This is a genomic window from Nocardia sputorum (genome assembly GCF_027924405.1).
Classification (GTDB): domain Bacteria; phylum Actinomycetota; class Actinomycetes; order Mycobacteriales; family Mycobacteriaceae; genus Nocardia; species Nocardia sputorum.
Genome location: NZ_AP026978.1, coordinates 1,704,322 through 1,720,730, shown reverse-complemented (window position 1 = coordinate 1,720,730; position 16,409 = coordinate 1,704,322). Strand labels below are relative to the sequence as shown.

Below are 16,409 nucleotides of genomic sequence, written 5' to 3'. Positions count from 1 at the left end.
AGGCTGTTCGCCGTGGTCGAACCCCAGCCTGCGATTGCCCTGCACCCCGATATCGCTCCGCTCGCTCCACTGCTCGGCACGTGGCGCGGTAATGGGCAGGGTGAATACCCGACCATTCAGCCGTTCGGCTACATCGAGGAAATCCGGTTCGGCCATCTCGGCCGACCGTTCCTCACCTACCGGCAGAAGACCCGCGCCACCGACGACGGCCGGCCGCTGCACGCCGAGACCGGCTATCTGCGACGCCCGCGCCCCGACCGCGTCGAATTGATCCTCGCCCATCCCACCGGCATCACCGAAATCTGCGAGGGCTCGCTCACGATCGAGGACGGCACGCTGCGCATGGAATTGGACTCCACCGCCATCGGGCGCAGCAGCACCGCGAAACTCGTCACCGCTGTCGGCCGGTCGCTGCACGTGTCCGGCGACACGATCGACTACACGCTCCGGATGGCGGCGGTCGGCGAACCACTGCGGCACCACCTCGCCGCCACCCTGCTGCGGAACTGACTCGCGCTAGAAAGCGCTCGGCAACCGGCGGCGTCCGCTGCGCAGCTCGCCGACCAGATCCTCATAGGCCACGGCCAGTTCGGCCAGTCGCTCCCAGGCGAACCACAGGTCCCAGCCCTGGTCGGCGGCCATCGCCGCGTACGCGCCCGCGCTGAGCCGGGCGACGCGGTCGACCACCGAGCCGACCGATTCGGTGTGCAGATAGGCTCCGCCACGCGCTGCGGGCAATCGTGTCTCGACCCAGCGGTCGACGTCACGAACCAACCGGGCCCGGCGCTCATCGTTGTCGCACGCGCAGCTCTGGCCCGCCTGGATCCGGCGCGTATGCAGCTCCGCGAGAGCGCGCGCCCCCAGCAGCACCGGATGGTCCGGCGGCGGTGCGCCCTCCCGGCAGGCTCCCAGCAGCTGACTTCGCGTCGGCAGGCCCTCGCTCACGGCGCGCCTTTCCCGCCCGCGCGAGCCAGCACGCAATCCACGATCACCATCCCGGACGGACGGAACGTGTCTCGCGGCGCGATCACCCATCGGCGAAACGCGCCGGGTGCATCGGCAGGTGACGGCAGCGCGATTTCACTGCCGAACGGCACGACCGAGACGTCGAGCCGGAACAAGGCCGCGAACAGCCGCATGTCGTCGGGTAGATCGGGACGGCACAGAAAAGTCCATCGGCGGGAACGGATATGCGCGACCACCGGGCCGAGTGGCCTACCACGGAAAAGCATGTCGTCACGCACGCACTGCCCCAGCCTGTCGGGCATCGTGATCCCGCCCACCACACCCGCCTTCACGACGATCCGGCCGATCTCCGGATGGATCCCGGCGGGCAGCCCACAGGTGCGGCGGTAGAACGCGCAGCGGGACGCGGGAGTGTCCGCGAATGCCGCATGATTCATTCGCCTGCCTCGATTCACATTGTTCGGTACGCGAAAAGCCCGGTCGCTGGACCTGGAACCGTTGCGGCGGTTAAGGTTTCAGCACTTCTTCGAATGGGTCCGGGCGAGGTTCAGTAGAGCACCGGATATTGCTGGGCGGGAATGTTCTCAGTGGTGGAACCGGGCGGAAATCGCCCAGGTTCCAAGGTCCCCCGCCATTCGGTTCCAGTTAGGTACCCAGCCAATACTTAGGCTACGAAAGGGATTTCGTCGTGACTTCAACCGGTTCCACCCTCCCCCGCCGGATGCTGGGGCGGCAGCTGCGTGAGCTGCGGATCGGCTCAGGCATCAGCGCGGAATACGCACGTGATGCGATCGGCGTGGGGAAGCAGACCCTGTGGCGGATGGAGACCGGGCAACCGGTCCGGCTGAACCCGCTGTTCGTCGAGCGGTTGTGCAAGGTGTACGGGGCGTCGGAGGAACGGACCGCTATCCTGCTCAATCTGGTCGAGGAGACCAAGCGACCCGGATGGTGGCATGCCTACGGGGACACCATCGCCGAAGAGTTCAGCCTCTTCGTGGAGTTGGAGGCGGTAGCCAAGCGTCTCGTGTCCTACCAAACGACCCTTCTGCCCGGAATCCTGCAAACCGACGAGTACCGACGCGCGCTCATCTGGGTCGAGCTTCCCGCGATACCCGGACACGAAGTCGAGCGGAGGATAGAGATGTTCAAGCAGCGGAAGGCCCGTTTGGAAGACTCCGAACCGGTTCTCCTGGAGGCTGTCATCGATGAGTCCGCACTGCGCCGCGCGATCGGTGGCCCGTCAGTAATGGAACGGCAGCTCAGGCACCTGGCGACTGTAGGCGAACGAGACCATGTATCAATCCGAGTGGTACCGCTCGCAGCGGAGGCGTACGCGGGATTGGGCGCCGGGTCCTTTGTAATGCTCGACTTTCCGAACCATCCCACTGCACATCTCACCGAGCCGCCGGTTGTTTACATGCAGGGACTCACCGGTGACCTGTATCTTGAGAGGCCCGACGAGATCCGGCGATATCGCCAGACGTACGCCGATATTCAGCGATCGGCACTTGACCAGGAGCGAAGCCGAGCTCTCATCCACAAGATCGCGAAGGAGTACGCCGAGTGAACGCCAGCCTATCCGACGTCACCTGGTTCAAGAGCAGCTATAGCAGTGCCGAGAAGGACTGCGTCGAGGTCGCGTTCCTGGGCGAAGGTTGCGTGGGTGTACGTGACTCGAAGAATCCCAACGGCCCGGCTCTCGCGTTCGGCCCGAGCGAGTGGGACTCGTTCACTGACCGCATATCCAGCGGAGAACTGGCTCTGTCGCAGTCCTGATCGAACTACCCGTCGAAAGCCCCGGCTTCTTCTTCTCGCGAGGCCGGGGCACTCGCTGAACTGGGCGGGATCGCCCACCGGCGATACGCTTCAGGCCGCTTGCACGCAGGAAACGCCGCCGGTAGCGTCAACATCCACTGCAGGGGGCGGAAGAGCCCGGTCCGTCCCTGGAGAAGCCAGGAACGACGAACCGGTGCGCGAGGGGGACCAATGACATCAGGGTGGAATCCGCGGCGACTGATCATCCTCGCCGTCGGCACCGCGCTCGTACTGACAGGCTGCGGTCCAGCCGATGACGATACAGCGCCCAGCGGAGCGCCTTCCGCTAACCCAACGCTCGCCCCGGACGTACCTACAGGCTACGACCCGTGCACCGACATCCCGCAAAGCATCCTCGATTCAGAGAATCTGCGCAGTAAAGACAAGCAGGACTCGAACGCGTCAGGCGGAGTCAAGTGGCGTGGTTGCGGTTGGGTCCAGACGGATGGATATGCACCCGTCATCAGGACGACAAATATCACCGTCGACATGGTGCGGGACAAGAAGTTCGCGGACACCCACGAGTTCATCATCAACGGACGCCGTGCGATCTCTACTCGTCAGGTCGAGGAGCACCCCGACGCCGTGTGCACGATCAACGTAGAGATGAAGGGCGGAAGCCTCGAAATCTTCCTGAGCAACCCCCCGTCAAATCGAAAGACAGGCAAAATCGATACCTGCGCACTCGCGAAGACTTTGGCGGAGAAAGTAGTCCCGACAATACCTTCCAACGCTTGACAATGCTGAAAGCGATCGTACTCACCGGGAGGGATAGAAAATGAGTGACGACAACGCGCAGCCGCCTCGGCCGATGGGAAACATCTTGAACGCTGCACGAGAAGGGCAGCTGGGTATCCAGATGTCGCCGGAGGACTTCGTCTACATAGACCGGGACTGCCAGTATTTCAAAGACGCGATTCGGAAGATTCAGAGATATATGGATCTTGTGTCAGGGCAGGATCACTGGGGCTTAGGCGAGCGTAACGGCGACCTGGTCTCGGCAAAAACCCTGGTTGACAGATTCAAGGACAAGGCCAAGGGAGCCAAGGACCGCAATAGCGTTCATCAGATCATGGAAGATCACTATCGCATCGTCGAGGACATCCAAGAGGTACATCGGCTTGCCCGGGATCGACTCATGCAGGCGGACAGCGACTTTGCCGCAGCCTTCAATAGACTGAACACTACCCTGCCCGAGCGCCCGCCGGTCGGAGTCCAATTTTCACCGCCCAGGCTCCCGACTGGAGCGAACGAATGAGCGGCTACGAGAACAAGCGCATCCCGAACGGTGGCGAGCACGCCGACAGCTGGGAACACTCCCGGATCAACGACACGTTCAAGCCGCTCGACCCCACCGATGCGTTCACTCGAGCCGACACGTATTGGCAAGCTCGCAACGAGTGGGAGCGAGGAGTCGAAACGTTCGCGCGCTCCATCCAGACTTCCATAGCTCAAGCCTGGTCCGGCCCTGCCGCGGAGCAGTCCAAGAGCGCCATCGCGAAGTACACCAGCGAAGCGCAGAATCTGACGACGTCCCTCGAGGAGCTGTACTACCGGGTCCGCGACGCCGCCACCGCGATTGCCGATACGAAGAAGGCCATCCCCGATCTCGTCAATTTCAGTTTCGGTGAGCGCATCTTCCACCCGACGCGCTGGAGCCTCAACGGCGAACGCTCCGAGGCGGAGCAGTCCGCGCGGGTCGCGATGAAGGAGTTCTACGTACAGCCGTTCAGCGAAATGGACGGCAAGATTCCGGTGCTCCCCACGCCGGTCGGCCCCACCGCGTCGGTGGACATATCAGCGCCTCCGCCGGGTGGATACAAGAGCGACGACAGCGGCGGACCCACCTCGAACGACACGGGCAATGGTCCCACGACCGATTCCGGCACTCCCGGTGACAAGGATGGCGACGGCAAGCCCGACGAGACGAGCACCGAAGAGCAGCAGTCCACCGACGAGTCGGCCCAGGACCAGCAATCCTCCGATACGACAGCGGCCGATACTTCGACCACCCCCGCAGGTGTGGACCCCACGTCTACCACCCCCGCCTCCACCACGGACCCGACCAAGACTGCGCCGGCAGGCACACCGACTCCGCACAGTCCCGGCTCCCCGGGCAGCCCCGGCACGCCCAGCACAACGAGCCACCCGCAACCGGGACGCAGCGTCACCGGCGCACCGGGAACGCCGAACGCATCAGTGAATCCGGCAGCTGCGGCGAGGGCCACCACCGGACTGCGCGGCACGAGCGGCATGCCCGGCATGATGGCGCCCGGCGCTCGTGGCGGCGGCAAGGACGACGAGTCCGAGCACAAGACGCCGGACTATCTGATCACCCAGGAGAACACCGACGAACTGCTCGGTGAACCTCCGAGAACGCTGCCCGGCGGCGTCATCGGCGGCACGCCCGACTGATCGGGCCGCGTACTTCTCGACTCCGCGCACGCCCGCCTGCCGTCTCGGCGAGCGGGCGTGCGCGCGTGAACAGTGGCCGCGTCGACGCGGCCGGATTGGACCTCACATGGCTGAATGGACCTGGGAACCGGACGACTTCGCCGCTCTCTGGTACAGCGACGCGCACGATCGCATCCCCAGCCCCTTGCGCTACACCAGCCGTTTCGCCTTCCGCGACGACTTCGCCGCCCACCGCGCCGCCGTGTGGGACCGCTACTCCACGGACGAGCTCGACGAGATCATCGCGGCCTTCCGCACCTTGGGCGACTCCGACCTCCGGATCGAGATCCTCGGCGGCACCTGCAAGCACAAGAACAGCACGGGCCCCGACGACATCCGCGAGTACCGAATCCTCGGCGCACGCGACAGCTACCGCGCCGTCGTCCTCAGCCAGCCAGGCAATCAACACGAACACGGCCCGATCCGCGCACGCATGTTCCCCGCCGAACAACTCCCGGCACGCCTCGTGAACGCCATCCCCGCCTGCGCTCCCGGAACCGAGAAGCCCGCCACCTTCCACCCCGACGACCTGGTCCCCCGCCGCGACACCTACCTCCAGGACAACGCCCGCAACACCCCCCGCGAGCAGTACCAACGCCTCCTCGGCCGCCCCCTCGACGGCGGCGGCACCGCCGTCCTCATCACCGCCCCCCTGCACACCCACACCAAACCCACCAAAGTCCTCCAATGGCACGACATCTCCACCGACGGCCGCTACACCGAACACCGCACCGACCACATCACCATCCGCCCCACCACCCCCACCGACCTGACCACCCACTTCACCACCTGGATCACCCAAGCCCTCCACCGCCTCGAAGCCACCCGCCCCGAAAGTTGGTAGCGGCCCTGCGGAACCGAAGCCGCCTACCCTGCCGGGTTATCCGTTACCTGCACTCAACGATCGTCCAGTTGACAAAACGATCGCCGATGGAGAAGGTTGTGGCAATCGGGTGGTATCTACGAGGGGGAGTGAACGCGATTTCAAATCAGACCATCATGTCCACACCACTTGCCGACACTCGCCGCGAGGTACTCTGATGGCCGTTCAAGGCCACTACAACCATTATGACGACCCGGATGAATTCTGGGACGACGAACCACTCGAGCCGAGGCGACCTCATCGCGCGTCGACTGCCGCGGTACCACCTTTTGCCGGTACGAAGTCCGCAGCATCTGCGCCTGCGTCGATGTCGCACCAGCCAGTACAGCGCGCCCGGGAAAGTGAATCATCCCCGGTCCGACCTACTGCCGGATCATCACTCGTATCAATGGAACTCGACGGTGGATTCCTACCGGTCCGCGTAGACTTCCACTCCGGGTGGCGTACTCGAGTTGCGGCTCATGAAGTGAGCGATGAGTTGATGTCGGCGTATAAGGCGTCAGCATCCATGCGTCTGGATCGCTTATACTCCGCTGGCCGTTTGCCTTCGCCACAGGAGATTTCGGAGGCGGCGATTCCAGCTCACCGAACGATACTCATGGTGCTGCTCGAGACCGAAACATGGGAACAATTCAGCGAAATATCCACCAGGATGATCAGAGACGCCGAATATCGTGTGTACGGAAACACTGTGGTCCACGGGGGACATCCCGTTGAAATTTGCGCCGACCGTACCTACATACGGTCGATCAAGGTTTCGCCGTACTGGCCCGGCGCCACTGATCCTCAGCAACTTTCCGAAGAAATTTCGTGGTGCGCCCATCAGATCCGCTCGCTGCGCCCGAAATTCGAGGTCAAGCGGGATTACTCACGATACACCGAAGCAGATCTGGAATTCCATCTGGACCGCCACCGAGAACGACTGCTCGACGAGAGGCAGATATGACGTCCGACAAGGTAGTCGCTTCACTGAATCTGATGCAGCACGCTGTGAACAAATGGAATGAAGCCGCAGACCATTTGAACCGCGCGGCTATGAGGACCTTCGCTGTCGAGATCGCCGAAGGAAAGGCGGGCGCGTTCGCCCTCACACTGGAGAAGTATAGGCCCGCGCCAAGCTACTTCCTCGGCAGAATGCTCGAAGGGAAAACGGTATTCGAGGACATAGCTGCGGTACTGAAGCACGCGCATGATACATATGAGGCAGAAGATATGGCAGGCGCGCACTCCATCCAAAGCAAGGCCGGTGAACTGTGACTACTACCCGCGAAGAATTGATCAGACAGATAGAGTCGATTCGTTCGAGCAATAGCGAGATCGGCGACCTGCCCCAGAAGGTTCAAGATTGGCATGGGGATCTGGTCAAGCTGATCCGCACACAGGGGTACACCGGCGGACTGCTCACCGGCAGCGCTGTCACGACCGAGAGCCAGGTCGATCTGGTATGGGCCAACCGCGATCAGATCAACAGAGCGCTGGGGGAGACCTGGGACAAACTCGCCGAAATGGAGCCCGGACTAGAGGTCCCGGTCACCTTCATCGACTATGCGAATGAATGGCGTAATATCAAGAACGACATCATCAATGCCGGTAATTCATTTTCCGAAACAGATCTGACGGGCGAATGGGAAGGCGATGCAGCAAACCGATACAGGGAAATGCGCATGCGACAGAAGATTGCCCTGGACACCATGCCCCAAGTATGCGAGACGATAGCGACGAGTCTCGAGAAAATCGCCCAAAATGAGCTCGCCCTTTACACTGAACTCGCAACCAAATCGAAGGATTTGGTTACCAAAGTCTTGGCCGTCGTCACCACTCTAGTCAAGTCTTTTTTCAATATACCACTCGGCCCCATATCGGCTTCGACTGACCTGGTGGCTGCAGTGGACGCTTCGAAGACCTTCATCCTCGGAGTTGCTACATCCATCGCGACAAATGCCCAGACAAATATGATCGAAGGCAACAAGATAGTCCAGAGCATATCGGCGCAAGCCGGCCTGCCCGAAAACAAGTGGCCTCCAGGAGTCGTCGCAAGTTATGGCGACGGTATCGATGGGATCCGTAACGCACTCGGTGATGCGTCTGTAAATGATGGCGACAAGTCTGATTGGAAGCTCCAGCTGTGATCGGGATCGCTCGAACTATGACCGTGGCGGCAATCGTCGCTGCACTGGCAACCGGATGCTCCGTTGCACCAACTCTGGCATCACAGGAGCCCTCGGCTACCTTGACACAGGGAGGATTGTGCGATTCGCTGCTGGATTTCTTCGGTAACGAGCTAAGTGCAGTCGGCTTGACCTCGGTGCCGATCATCGACCCAAATGAAACGATCTCACCCAGCGGAATCTGTACTGTCATCAACAGCGAGAGCCAGAGAGCAAATGGCCGAGTATCGTTACGGAACGCACCGAATGTCCCAGATCCGACCGAAGGTGTCGTAGGGTTCAGGAAATCAACTGAACCGAACGATCCGGTTTGGATTCAGGATATGCGCACCGATGCAAAGAATCCCGGCACCGAAGTCGTTCTGGCCACCCGCATCGGAGAGTGGAATGGGCAACTCAGAATTACCGATTCCGAAACCCGAACGAAAAGTGGCGTCCTGCATCTAACGGATGAAGACATTCATAAGGCTGCCCGGTTCCTGATCGACCTGACGAGGAAAGTCTCAGAGGCTTAGCGATCGGCTCCGCAGTGGAAGCAATCGATGCGCGACCGAACCCTGTAAGCCTGAGCCGATTTCCGGCCGAAGAAGAGGGGCCCGACGGGGTATCCGGATCGCGGCAATAGACCGGTAGCCGCGCAACGCTTCCGACGACTTCAACACCGACTCTCCCGGCTATGGATGGCAGACCAGAGGATGACCTGAGACGGGAAGGCGCGCGGGTGCTCATCGAGAGGATCCGCGCACGCAACGGTTGACGGCAGGTCGTCCGTCAGCTGAGCGTAAGAGGCCGCTGCGGCCGGTCCCGCTTCGCCGCATGGATTGCCGCCGACCGTCTATCGACGCCGAAGCATCGCGTGGTGGATGTAGTACTTGTCGACTTGGCGGGTGAAGACGCTTACCAGTTCCCAGCCGAAGTGCATGTCCAGCCATTCGATGCAGGAGGTCAGCGTCGACAAACTCGCCTGGTGGTTGGCTTTCAGCAGGCCTGCATCCCAGGCGAGACCTAGCCGGGGTTGCGCGCAGATGACCAGATACTTGCGCCGGTAGGCGCGCATGTCGACGGTTCCGTTCAGGACTGCCCTGGCGTCGAGCACCGGACCCGGGCCCGCCGGGAGCGGTGGCGGCTGACCGATCACGCTTCCATTCCTACCCGCGCGGGTCGACGGGCACGACCGAGCCGTGCATCGGTGGATGTTCAGCGGAGGCCGACCAGCCCCACACATCGAATCCCGCACCGGTTCTCTCGGTCAATGAATCCCCCTCGGACGCAACGCGCTCGGATAGACGGTCCACGATACCGCTCCGGAGCAGCTGCCGACGGACTCCAGCCGCCGCGGAGCGGCCACCGTATCCGCCTGGTGCTGCCGGACCTGGTCTCGGCGTCGGAAGGTTACCGGCGGGCCCCAGTCAAGATGAACCCGTCACGAGGGTGCGATGGTCCGGCGGGCTACGTGCCGGGCGAGGGCGGGGTCATCGGGATTCAGATGCCGACTCGGCACAACAGATAGCCGAGGGGAGCCGAATTGTCGCCTTCGCGCGAAGGCCGGATCGCCCTCGGCGCGGCCGGCCACGATATGGGCCGCGATGAAGCGATGGCCAAGGCCAAAATTCGCGAGGCACCGCCGAGCTACGCCCACCGGGGACGAACGAGGAAAACGGACAAAAACGGAGTGGGTGGATTATTGCCGACGTAGCGGCGCGGGGTCCTAATGGAAAGTGCCGGGTCACTGAGTGAGTCGGGGCGCCCTCCCCGGTGCAGAGGAAATCTCTACGGAACCAGGAGGCATCGCCGTGCCCACTATCACTTCGATCACCCCGACCTCGGGCCCGACCACAGGAGGCACCAGCGTCACGATCGCCGGTACCGGATTCACCGGTCCGCTGACCGTGCGTTTCGGCTCCACCGCAACAACTTTCACCATCGATTCCGCGATTCAGATCACGGCCATCGCTCCGGCGGGGTCGGCCGGTCCGGTGCAGGTGACGGTCTCGGACTCGAGCGGAACCAGCAACGGAGCCACCTACACCTATCTCGCGGTTCCGTCCTTGAGTTCCATCGCGCCCGGCCAGGGGTCCACCTCCGGAGGGACGACGGTCACGCTCACCGGGTCGGGGCTGACGGGCGCCACCGCGGTCACTTTCGGCACCACACCGGCGACTTCGTTCACCGTCGACTCGGACACGCAGATCACGGCCGTCGCCCCCGCGGGCACGGGCATCGTCTCGGTCACCGTCACCGCTCCGGGTGGCACCAGCAACGGGGTCACCTTCAGCTACGTCGTGGTGCCCGCCATCTCGGCGGTCACGCCGACTTCGGGGCCCACGTCGGGTGGGAACAACGTCACGATCTCCGGCACCGGGTTCACCGGTCCGCTCACCGTACGGTTCGGCGACACCGCGACGACTTTCACCGTCGACTCGGCTCTCCAGATCACCGCCGTCGCACCGGCCCACGCGGCCGGGGATGTGCAGGTGACCGTCACCGGGTCCGGCGGTACCAGTAACGGTGTCACGTACTCCTACGTCTGATCGGGACAGCGCATGGGCCGCCGCCGGGGTATCCGGCGGCGGCCCGGTCGCATTCGAGCGTGAATCCCTGAGTCTTCGGTCCGATCGGATGGCACGACTCGCGTGGCGCCCGGATCTCCTCCCGACAGGCATCAACGATCTCGCTCTGCCGACCCGCGGACTGGTAGACGCACCGGCGCGACGACGAGAATTCCGGCGGGCATGGCGTTTCCGCTTCGGCGAGGCGGCCGCTTCCCGGGGGTGTCGGACCCCGGCTCGCCGCACCGGCGAGAACCACACTGCGGCACGGCCGGAGGATGCGGTCCGACCGGATCGCGCCTCCGCCTGGTCAATACGTGGCAACAATCTGGAAAACGGACAAAAACGGATCATTCGGCGCGTTGCCGACCCGCTGATCATGGGGCATAACGGAGTTAACCGGTTCGCCGCCAGCGTCGGGCACCCCGGTACAGAGGAACCAGCAAACAGAGAGGCAGCCCAATGCCTACCTTCCTCTCTCCCTCCTCGGGACACCACTCACCGGATCGACGTGCCAGGGCGACGACCGGTACTCCGGTGGACGGTGCCGCACCGGCACAGGCCGCGACACCGCACCACGAAGCCTTCACGGACGCATACGGGTTCGTCTGATTCCCCGGCTCGGGGCGGCACTCCAACGACACGGCGCAATCCGAACGCCCGGACCTGCCGTGTTCGAACAAACCCAACGGTGGGTTTTCAGACGGCGGGCTCCGGCATCAGCCGGCAGCACCGTCGATACAGAAGAAGAAAGGGAAGAACCGATGAACAAGGTGATCACCATCCTGCACAGCGAGCCCGTTCGCGCATTGCTGTACCCACTGCTGGTAGCGCTGATCGGGTACGGCGTCACCAAGGGTGTCGTCTCCGCCGACCTCTCGGGGTTCGTCCTCGCGATCGTCGCGGCGGCACTGGGCTTGCCCGCAGTCGAATCGGCGCGCCACCGGGTGAGCCCGGCGCCACCGGATAGCGGTGAACCGGCATGAGGGCCCAGAAGGAGAAGACACGCCACGACCCCTTCGAGGTGGTGCTGTGCGCGGTATTCGGTGTCTCGATGCTGTTGCACTGCGTCTACGGTCCACCGCCGGGTTCGGCGACCGCGGCTATGCCCGCGGGATTTCGCACGCTGTGGCTCGTTTTGATGCTGGTCGGCTGCGTCACGACGCTGGTCGGCCTGTTCGCCCGGCGTGTCTGGGGTTATCTGGTCGAACAAGTCGGCTTAGGGGCGCTCGGTTGGTCCCTGGTGGCCTTCGGTGCGCAGCTACTGCTGTTGCAGATCCAGCACCGAACCCTCGGCCCGGCCACGGTTCTCGGCGGTCCGCTGCCGATCGCCTTGGGCGTCGCGTTCTTGTGGAAGCGCCGACAGGTGCTGCAGGACGTTCGGACGTTGCACGCGGTCAGGATGAGGGAGGCGTCATGAATATCGTCCAGCAGTCGCCGATCTTCGCGGCGCTGGTGCTCATCGCCAGCTCTTCGGTGCTCTCGGCAGCCGTGACGGGGTGGTTCAAGCGCGGCGATGTCGACGCCACCATGACGAAGACGAAGGCCGATGCCGCGAAGGTACTGAGCGACCTCGCCATTTCACAGACACAGCAGATGTCCGAGCAGATGGGCGAGTTCCGCATGGCGCTCCGGGTCCACCGCGAGTGGGATCGCAGGATGGTGACCCGGGCACGGCAGGCGGGCATCGAGTTCGACGACCCACCGGAACTGTTCCTGTAACCCGGAAAAGGCTTCCGAGCCGGGATGCCGAAGGACGTTCCGGATGGTCGCCAATCGTTCGCCGGGACCGCAGATCTCGGCATGCTGCGTGCTAGCGGTGCACTCATCGACGGCGGCGCAGGGCCATCGAAAATATTGCTGCCACAACGCCTGCCAGGATGTTCGCGCCGCTGACCGACGTACCGCCGGTCAACCGAAAACGGACCAAAACGGATCGCGAGATACGTTGCCAGCCATCAATCCAAAGGCGTTAATGGAGATAGCCGGGCCGCTGAAGAGCGGCGGGCGCCCCCCGGTGCAGAGGAATCATCACCACGGCAAAAGGAGGCAGCGTCATGCCTACCATCACTTCCCTCTCCCCGACATCAGGGCCCGCAACGGGTGGAACCAGTGTCGTGATCACGGGTACCGGATTCGGCGGTCCGACGACCGTGCGGTTCGGCGGTACCGCGACCACTTTCACGATCGACTCCCCCACTCAGATCACGGCCATCGCCCCGGCCGGCTCGGTCGGTACGGTGCAGGTCACCGTCAGCAACGCGGGGGGAACCAGCAATGGCCTCCCCTACACCTACGTTCCGGTTCCCGCACTCAACAGCATCAACCCGAATCAAGGCTCCACCGCGGGCGGGACGACGGTCACGCTCACCGGATCGGGCTTCACGGGAGCCACCGCGGTCAATTTCGGCAGCACACCGGCGACCTCGTTCGTCGTCAACTCCGACACCCAGATCACGGCTGTCACGCCGGCCGGTACCGGCATCGTGCCGGTCACGGTCACCGGTCCGGGCGGCACCAGCGGTGCGGTGCCGTTCATCTACGTGGTCGTCCCCACCATCACCTCCATTTCGCCGACCGCCGGGCCTGCCTCGGGAGGTAACACCGTCACGATCACCGGCACCGGGTTCACCGGCCCGCTGACTGTCCGGTTCGGCAACACCGCAACCATTTTCACGGTCAATTCGCCCACTCAGATCACCGCCATCGCGCCTCCCGGAACGGGGAGCGTGCAGGTCACGGTCACGGGTTCGGGCGGGACCAGCAACGGTGTCACCTACACCTATGCCGGTGTCCCAGCGCTGACCAGCCTGGTACCCACGACCGGCCCGACAACCGGCGGAACCACGGTCGTCATCACGGGAACGGGCCTGTCGACCGCCACGGCGGTGAACTTCGGTGGCACACCGGCGACCTCGTTCGTCGTCAACTCCGACACCCAGATCACCGCTGTCGCTCCAGCCGGAACGGGGACCGTGCAGGTCACCGTCACCACTGCCGGCGGAACCAGCAACGGCCTTCCCTTCACCTATGTGGCGGTGCCCGCCATCACCACGCTGGTGCCCAATGCCGGTCCGGTCACCGGCGGGACAACGGTCGTCATCACCGGAACGAATCTCACGGGAGCGACAGCGGTCAACTTCGGCGCCACACCGGCGAGCTCGTTCATCGTCAACTCGGCCACCCAGATCACGGCGGTCGCGCCGGCCGGGACCGGAACCGTGCAAGTCACCGTCACGACACCCGGCGGAACCAGCAACGGCATCGCCTACACCTACATTCCGGTGCCCGCCATCACCACGGTGGTGCCGAACGTAGGACCGGTCACCGGCGGAACCACAGTCGTCATCACCGGAACGGGCCTGACCGGAGCCACCGCGGTGAACTTCGGCGCCACACCGGCAGCTTCGTTCACCGTAAACTCCGACACCCAGATCACGGCAATCGCCCCCGCGGGGACGGGGACCGTGGGAGTCACCGTCACCACCGCGGGCGGAACCAGTAACGCCGCCGCCTACACGTATGTCGCCGTGCCCGCCGTGACCACGGTGGTCCCGAGCGTAGGACCGGTCACCGGCGGAACCACAGTCGTCATCACCGGAACGGGCCTGACCGGAGCCACCGCGGTGAACTTCGGCGCCACACCGGCCACCTCGTTCACCGTCAACTCCGACACCCAGATCACGGCCGTCGCTCCCGCCGGGACCGGAACCGTGCAGCTGACCGTCACCACCCCCGGCGGAACCAGCAACAGCGTCGCCTACACCTACGTCGCGCTGCCCACTGTCACCGCGGTGGTACCGAACTCGGGCGTGGAAGCGGGCGGGACGACCGTCGTCATCACCGGCACAGGATTGACCGGGGCTACCGCGGTGAACTTCGGCGCCACACCGGCCACCTCGTTCACCGTCAACTCCGACACCCAGATCACGGCCATCGCTCCCGCCGGGACCGGAACGGTGCAGCTGACCGTCACCACCCCCGGCGGAACCAGCAACGGCGTCGCCTACACCTACATCCCGATCCCCGCCGTGACCACGGAGGTGCCGAATGTTGGTCCCGCGACCGGTGGCACGACAGTCGTGATCACTGGAACAGGACTGACGGGAGCGACGGCGGTGAACTTCGGCGCCACACCGGCCACCTCGTTCACCGTCGATTCCGCCACGCAGATCACGGCCATCGCTCCCGCCGGGACCGGAACCGTGCAGTTGACCGTCACCACCCCCGGCGGAACCAGCAACGGCGTCGCCTACACCTACATCCCGGTCCCCACCCTGACCGCGACGGTTCCCAACGTGGGCACCGTATCGGGCGGTACGACAGTCGTGCTCACCGGAACGGGACTGACCGGCACCACCGCCGTGAACTTCGGCGCTACACCGGCCACCTCGTTCACCGTCGACTCCGCCACCCAGATCACCGCCGTAGCCCCGGCGGGGACCGGGACGGTGCAAATCACCGCCACCGGCCCGGGTGGAACCAGCAACGGCGTCGCCTACACCTACATCCCGATCCCCGTCCTGACCACGGTGGTGCCGAATGTAGGACCGGTCGCCGGCGGAACCATCGTCGTCATCACCGGAGCAGGGTTGTCTACTACCTCCGCGGTGAACTTCGGCGCCACGCCGGCGACCTCGTTCATCGTCGATTCCGACACCCAGATCACGGCCGTCGCCCCAGCAGGGACCGGAACTGTCCAGGTCACGGCCACCACCGCGGGTGGAACCAGCAACGGCGTCGCCTACACCTACGTCGCGCTGCCCACCCTCACCGCGGCGGCTCCGACCCTGGGCTCGGTGTCCGGTGGCACGACCGTCGTTCTCACGGGCACCAACCTGACCGGTACGACAGCGGTGAACTTCGGCGCCACACCGGCGACCTCGTTCACGGTCGACGCACCCACTCAGATCACGGCTGTCGCCCCGGCGGGGACCGGAATCGTCCAGATCACGGCCACCACCCCGGGCGGAACCACCAACGGCGTCGCCTACACCTACGTCGCGGTTCCCGCCCTCACCGCGGCGGTTCCCAGTGTCGGCACGGAAGCGGGCGGGACAACCGTCATCCTCACCGGCACGGGGCTGACCGGGACTACCTCGGTCGATTTCGGTGGCACACCGGCGACCTCGTTCACGATCGATTCGGCAACGCAGATCACCGCCGTAGCGCCCGCCGGGACCGGTACGGTGCAAGTCACCGCCACCACCCCCGGCGGAACCAGCAACGGCCTCGCCTACACCTACATCGCGGTACCGACACTCGCGGTCGTGCTTCCGAACGTAGGGCCGGCGGCCGGTGGAACGACGGTCGTCCTCACCGGGACCGACCTGACAGGCACTACGGCCGTCGATTTCGGCGGCACACCGGCAGCTTCGTTCACCGTCGACTCCGCAACACAGATCACCGCCGTCACTCCCGCCGGAACGGGAACAGTGCAAGTCACCGCGACCACCTCCGGAGGAACCAGTAATGGTCTCCCATTCATCTACATCTGACGGCTGAAACGGCTGGGCCGTCGGCAGGCTTCTCGCCGGCGGCCCAGTTTCGTCGCGGTTGAGCGAATACGACATG

General features: G+C 64.2%; 19 protein-coding genes. 16 read left to right on the top strand and 3 right to left on the bottom strand.

All coding sequences use genetic code 11. From position 1 onward, the window contains the following. Positions 1–12 precede the first annotated feature (12 nt). Positions 13–510: a peroxynitrite isomerase gene (locus QMG86_RS07805; RefSeq protein ID WP_281878579.1), complete on the top strand. Its 498-nt coding sequence runs from the start codon at positions 13–15 to the stop codon at positions 508–510. 6 nt (positions 511–516) lie between these two features. On the opposite strand, the gene QMG86_RS07800 is transcribed toward QMG86_RS07805, so the two are convergent. Both QMG86_RS07800 and QMG86_RS07795 read right to left on the bottom strand, forming a co-directional pair. Further along, positions 517–945, bottom strand: a complete 429-nt coding sequence (locus tag QMG86_RS07800; protein ID WP_281878577.1) for a DUF4254 domain-containing protein — start codon at positions 943–945, stop codon at positions 517–519. After that, on the bottom strand, positions 942–1,403 hold the full coding sequence (locus tag QMG86_RS07795; protein ID WP_281878575.1) for a DNA-directed RNA polymerase subunit beta: 462 nt from the start codon (positions 1,401–1,403) through the stop codon (positions 942–944). Before QMG86_RS07795 ends, QMG86_RS07800 begins: the two co-directional genes overlap by 4 nt. A gap of 251 nt (positions 1,404–1,654) precedes the next feature. Here QMG86_RS07795 and QMG86_RS07790 point away from each other — a divergent pair, with 251 nt between their 5' ends. The 10 genes from QMG86_RS07790 to QMG86_RS07745 all read left to right on the top strand — a co-directional run bounded on the left by QMG86_RS07790 (position 1,655) and on the right by QMG86_RS07745 (position 8,801). Further along, positions 1,655–2,533: a helix-turn-helix domain-containing protein gene (locus tag QMG86_RS07790; protein ID WP_281878573.1), complete on the top strand. Its 879-nt coding sequence runs from the start codon at positions 1,655–1,657 to the stop codon at positions 2,531–2,533. Further along, positions 2,530–2,742 (top strand): DUF397 domain-containing protein, encoded by a 213-nt coding sequence (locus tag QMG86_RS07785; protein WP_281878572.1) that lies wholly within the window; start codon positions 2,530–2,532, stop codon positions 2,740–2,742. The genes QMG86_RS07790 and QMG86_RS07785 overlap by 4 nt, the downstream gene beginning before the upstream one ends. A gap of 210 nt (positions 2,743–2,952) precedes the next feature. Beyond that, positions 2,953–3,519, top strand: coding sequence for a DUF3558 domain-containing protein (locus tag QMG86_RS07780; RefSeq protein ID WP_281878570.1), 567 nt, complete (start codon positions 2,953–2,955; stop codon positions 3,517–3,519). Positions 3,520–3,559: 40 nt separating this feature from the next. Next, positions 3,560–4,039 (top strand): hypothetical protein, encoded by a 480-nt coding sequence (locus QMG86_RS07775; protein ID WP_281878569.1) that lies wholly within the window; start codon positions 3,560–3,562, stop codon positions 4,037–4,039. Further along, positions 4,036–5,196, top strand: coding sequence for a WXG100-like domain-containing protein (locus tag QMG86_RS07770; protein ID WP_281878568.1), 1,161 nt, complete (start codon positions 4,036–4,038; stop codon positions 5,194–5,196). The genes QMG86_RS07775 and QMG86_RS07770 overlap by 4 nt, the downstream gene beginning before the upstream one ends. A gap of 106 nt (positions 5,197–5,302) precedes the next feature. Next, positions 5,303–6,079: an ESX secretion-associated protein EspG gene (locus QMG86_RS07765; RefSeq protein WP_281878566.1), complete on the top strand. Its 777-nt coding sequence runs from the start codon at positions 5,303–5,305 to the stop codon at positions 6,077–6,079. A gap of 505 nt (positions 6,080–6,584) precedes the next feature. Continuing rightward, entirely contained in the window at positions 6,585–7,064 is a 480-nt protein-coding gene (locus QMG86_RS07760) for a hypothetical protein (RefSeq protein ID WP_281878564.1), read from the top strand. After that, complete coding sequence (locus QMG86_RS07755; RefSeq protein ID WP_281878563.1) at positions 7,061–7,375, top strand: hypothetical protein; 315 nt, start codon at positions 7,061–7,063, stop codon at positions 7,373–7,375. The genes QMG86_RS07760 and QMG86_RS07755 overlap by 4 nt, the downstream gene beginning before the upstream one ends. Beyond that, a complete protein-coding gene (locus QMG86_RS07750; RefSeq protein WP_281878562.1) occupies positions 7,372–8,247 on the top strand; it encodes a WXG100 family type VII secretion target in 876 nt (291 codons plus the stop codon). Before QMG86_RS07755 ends, QMG86_RS07750 begins: the two co-directional genes overlap by 4 nt. A 17-nt stretch (positions 8,248–8,264) precedes the next feature. Further along, positions 8,265–8,801, top strand: coding sequence for a hypothetical protein (locus tag QMG86_RS07745; protein WP_281878560.1), 537 nt, complete (start codon positions 8,265–8,267; stop codon positions 8,799–8,801). Between the two features lie 320 nt (positions 8,802–9,121). Here the strand turns inward: QMG86_RS07745 and QMG86_RS07740 are convergent, their stop codons facing one another. Beyond that, complete coding sequence (locus tag QMG86_RS07740; RefSeq protein WP_281878559.1) at positions 9,122–9,424, bottom strand: hypothetical protein; 303 nt, start codon at positions 9,422–9,424, stop codon at positions 9,122–9,124. A gap of 655 nt (positions 9,425–10,079) precedes the next feature. On the opposite strand from QMG86_RS07740, the gene QMG86_RS07735 reads away from it, so the two are divergent. From QMG86_RS07735 to QMG86_RS07715, 5 genes are all read left to right on the top strand, one after another. Next, entirely contained in the window at positions 10,080–10,817 is a 738-nt protein-coding gene (locus tag QMG86_RS07735) for an IPT/TIG domain-containing protein (RefSeq protein WP_281878558.1), read from the top strand. A gap of 782 nt (positions 10,818–11,599) precedes the next feature. Further along, the gene (locus QMG86_RS07730; protein ID WP_159838940.1) at positions 11,600–11,821 is read left to right on the top strand and encodes a hypothetical protein; all 222 of its coding nucleotides are present in this window, start codon (positions 11,600–11,602) and stop codon (positions 11,819–11,821) included. Next, positions 11,818–12,255, top strand: coding sequence for a hypothetical protein (locus tag QMG86_RS07725; RefSeq protein WP_281878557.1), 438 nt, complete (start codon positions 11,818–11,820; stop codon positions 12,253–12,255). The genes QMG86_RS07730 and QMG86_RS07725 overlap by 4 nt, the downstream gene beginning before the upstream one ends. Then, on the top strand, positions 12,252–12,557 hold the full coding sequence (locus QMG86_RS07720; protein ID WP_281878556.1) for a hypothetical protein: 306 nt from the start codon (positions 12,252–12,254) through the stop codon (positions 12,555–12,557). The genes QMG86_RS07725 and QMG86_RS07720 overlap by 4 nt, the downstream gene beginning before the upstream one ends. A gap of 335 nt (positions 12,558–12,892) precedes the next feature. Further along, positions 12,893–16,333: a beta strand repeat-containing protein gene (locus QMG86_RS07715; protein WP_281878555.1), complete on the top strand. Its 3,441-nt coding sequence runs from the start codon at positions 12,893–12,895 to the stop codon at positions 16,331–16,333. The last annotated feature ends 76 nt before the right edge of the window (positions 16,334–16,409 follow it).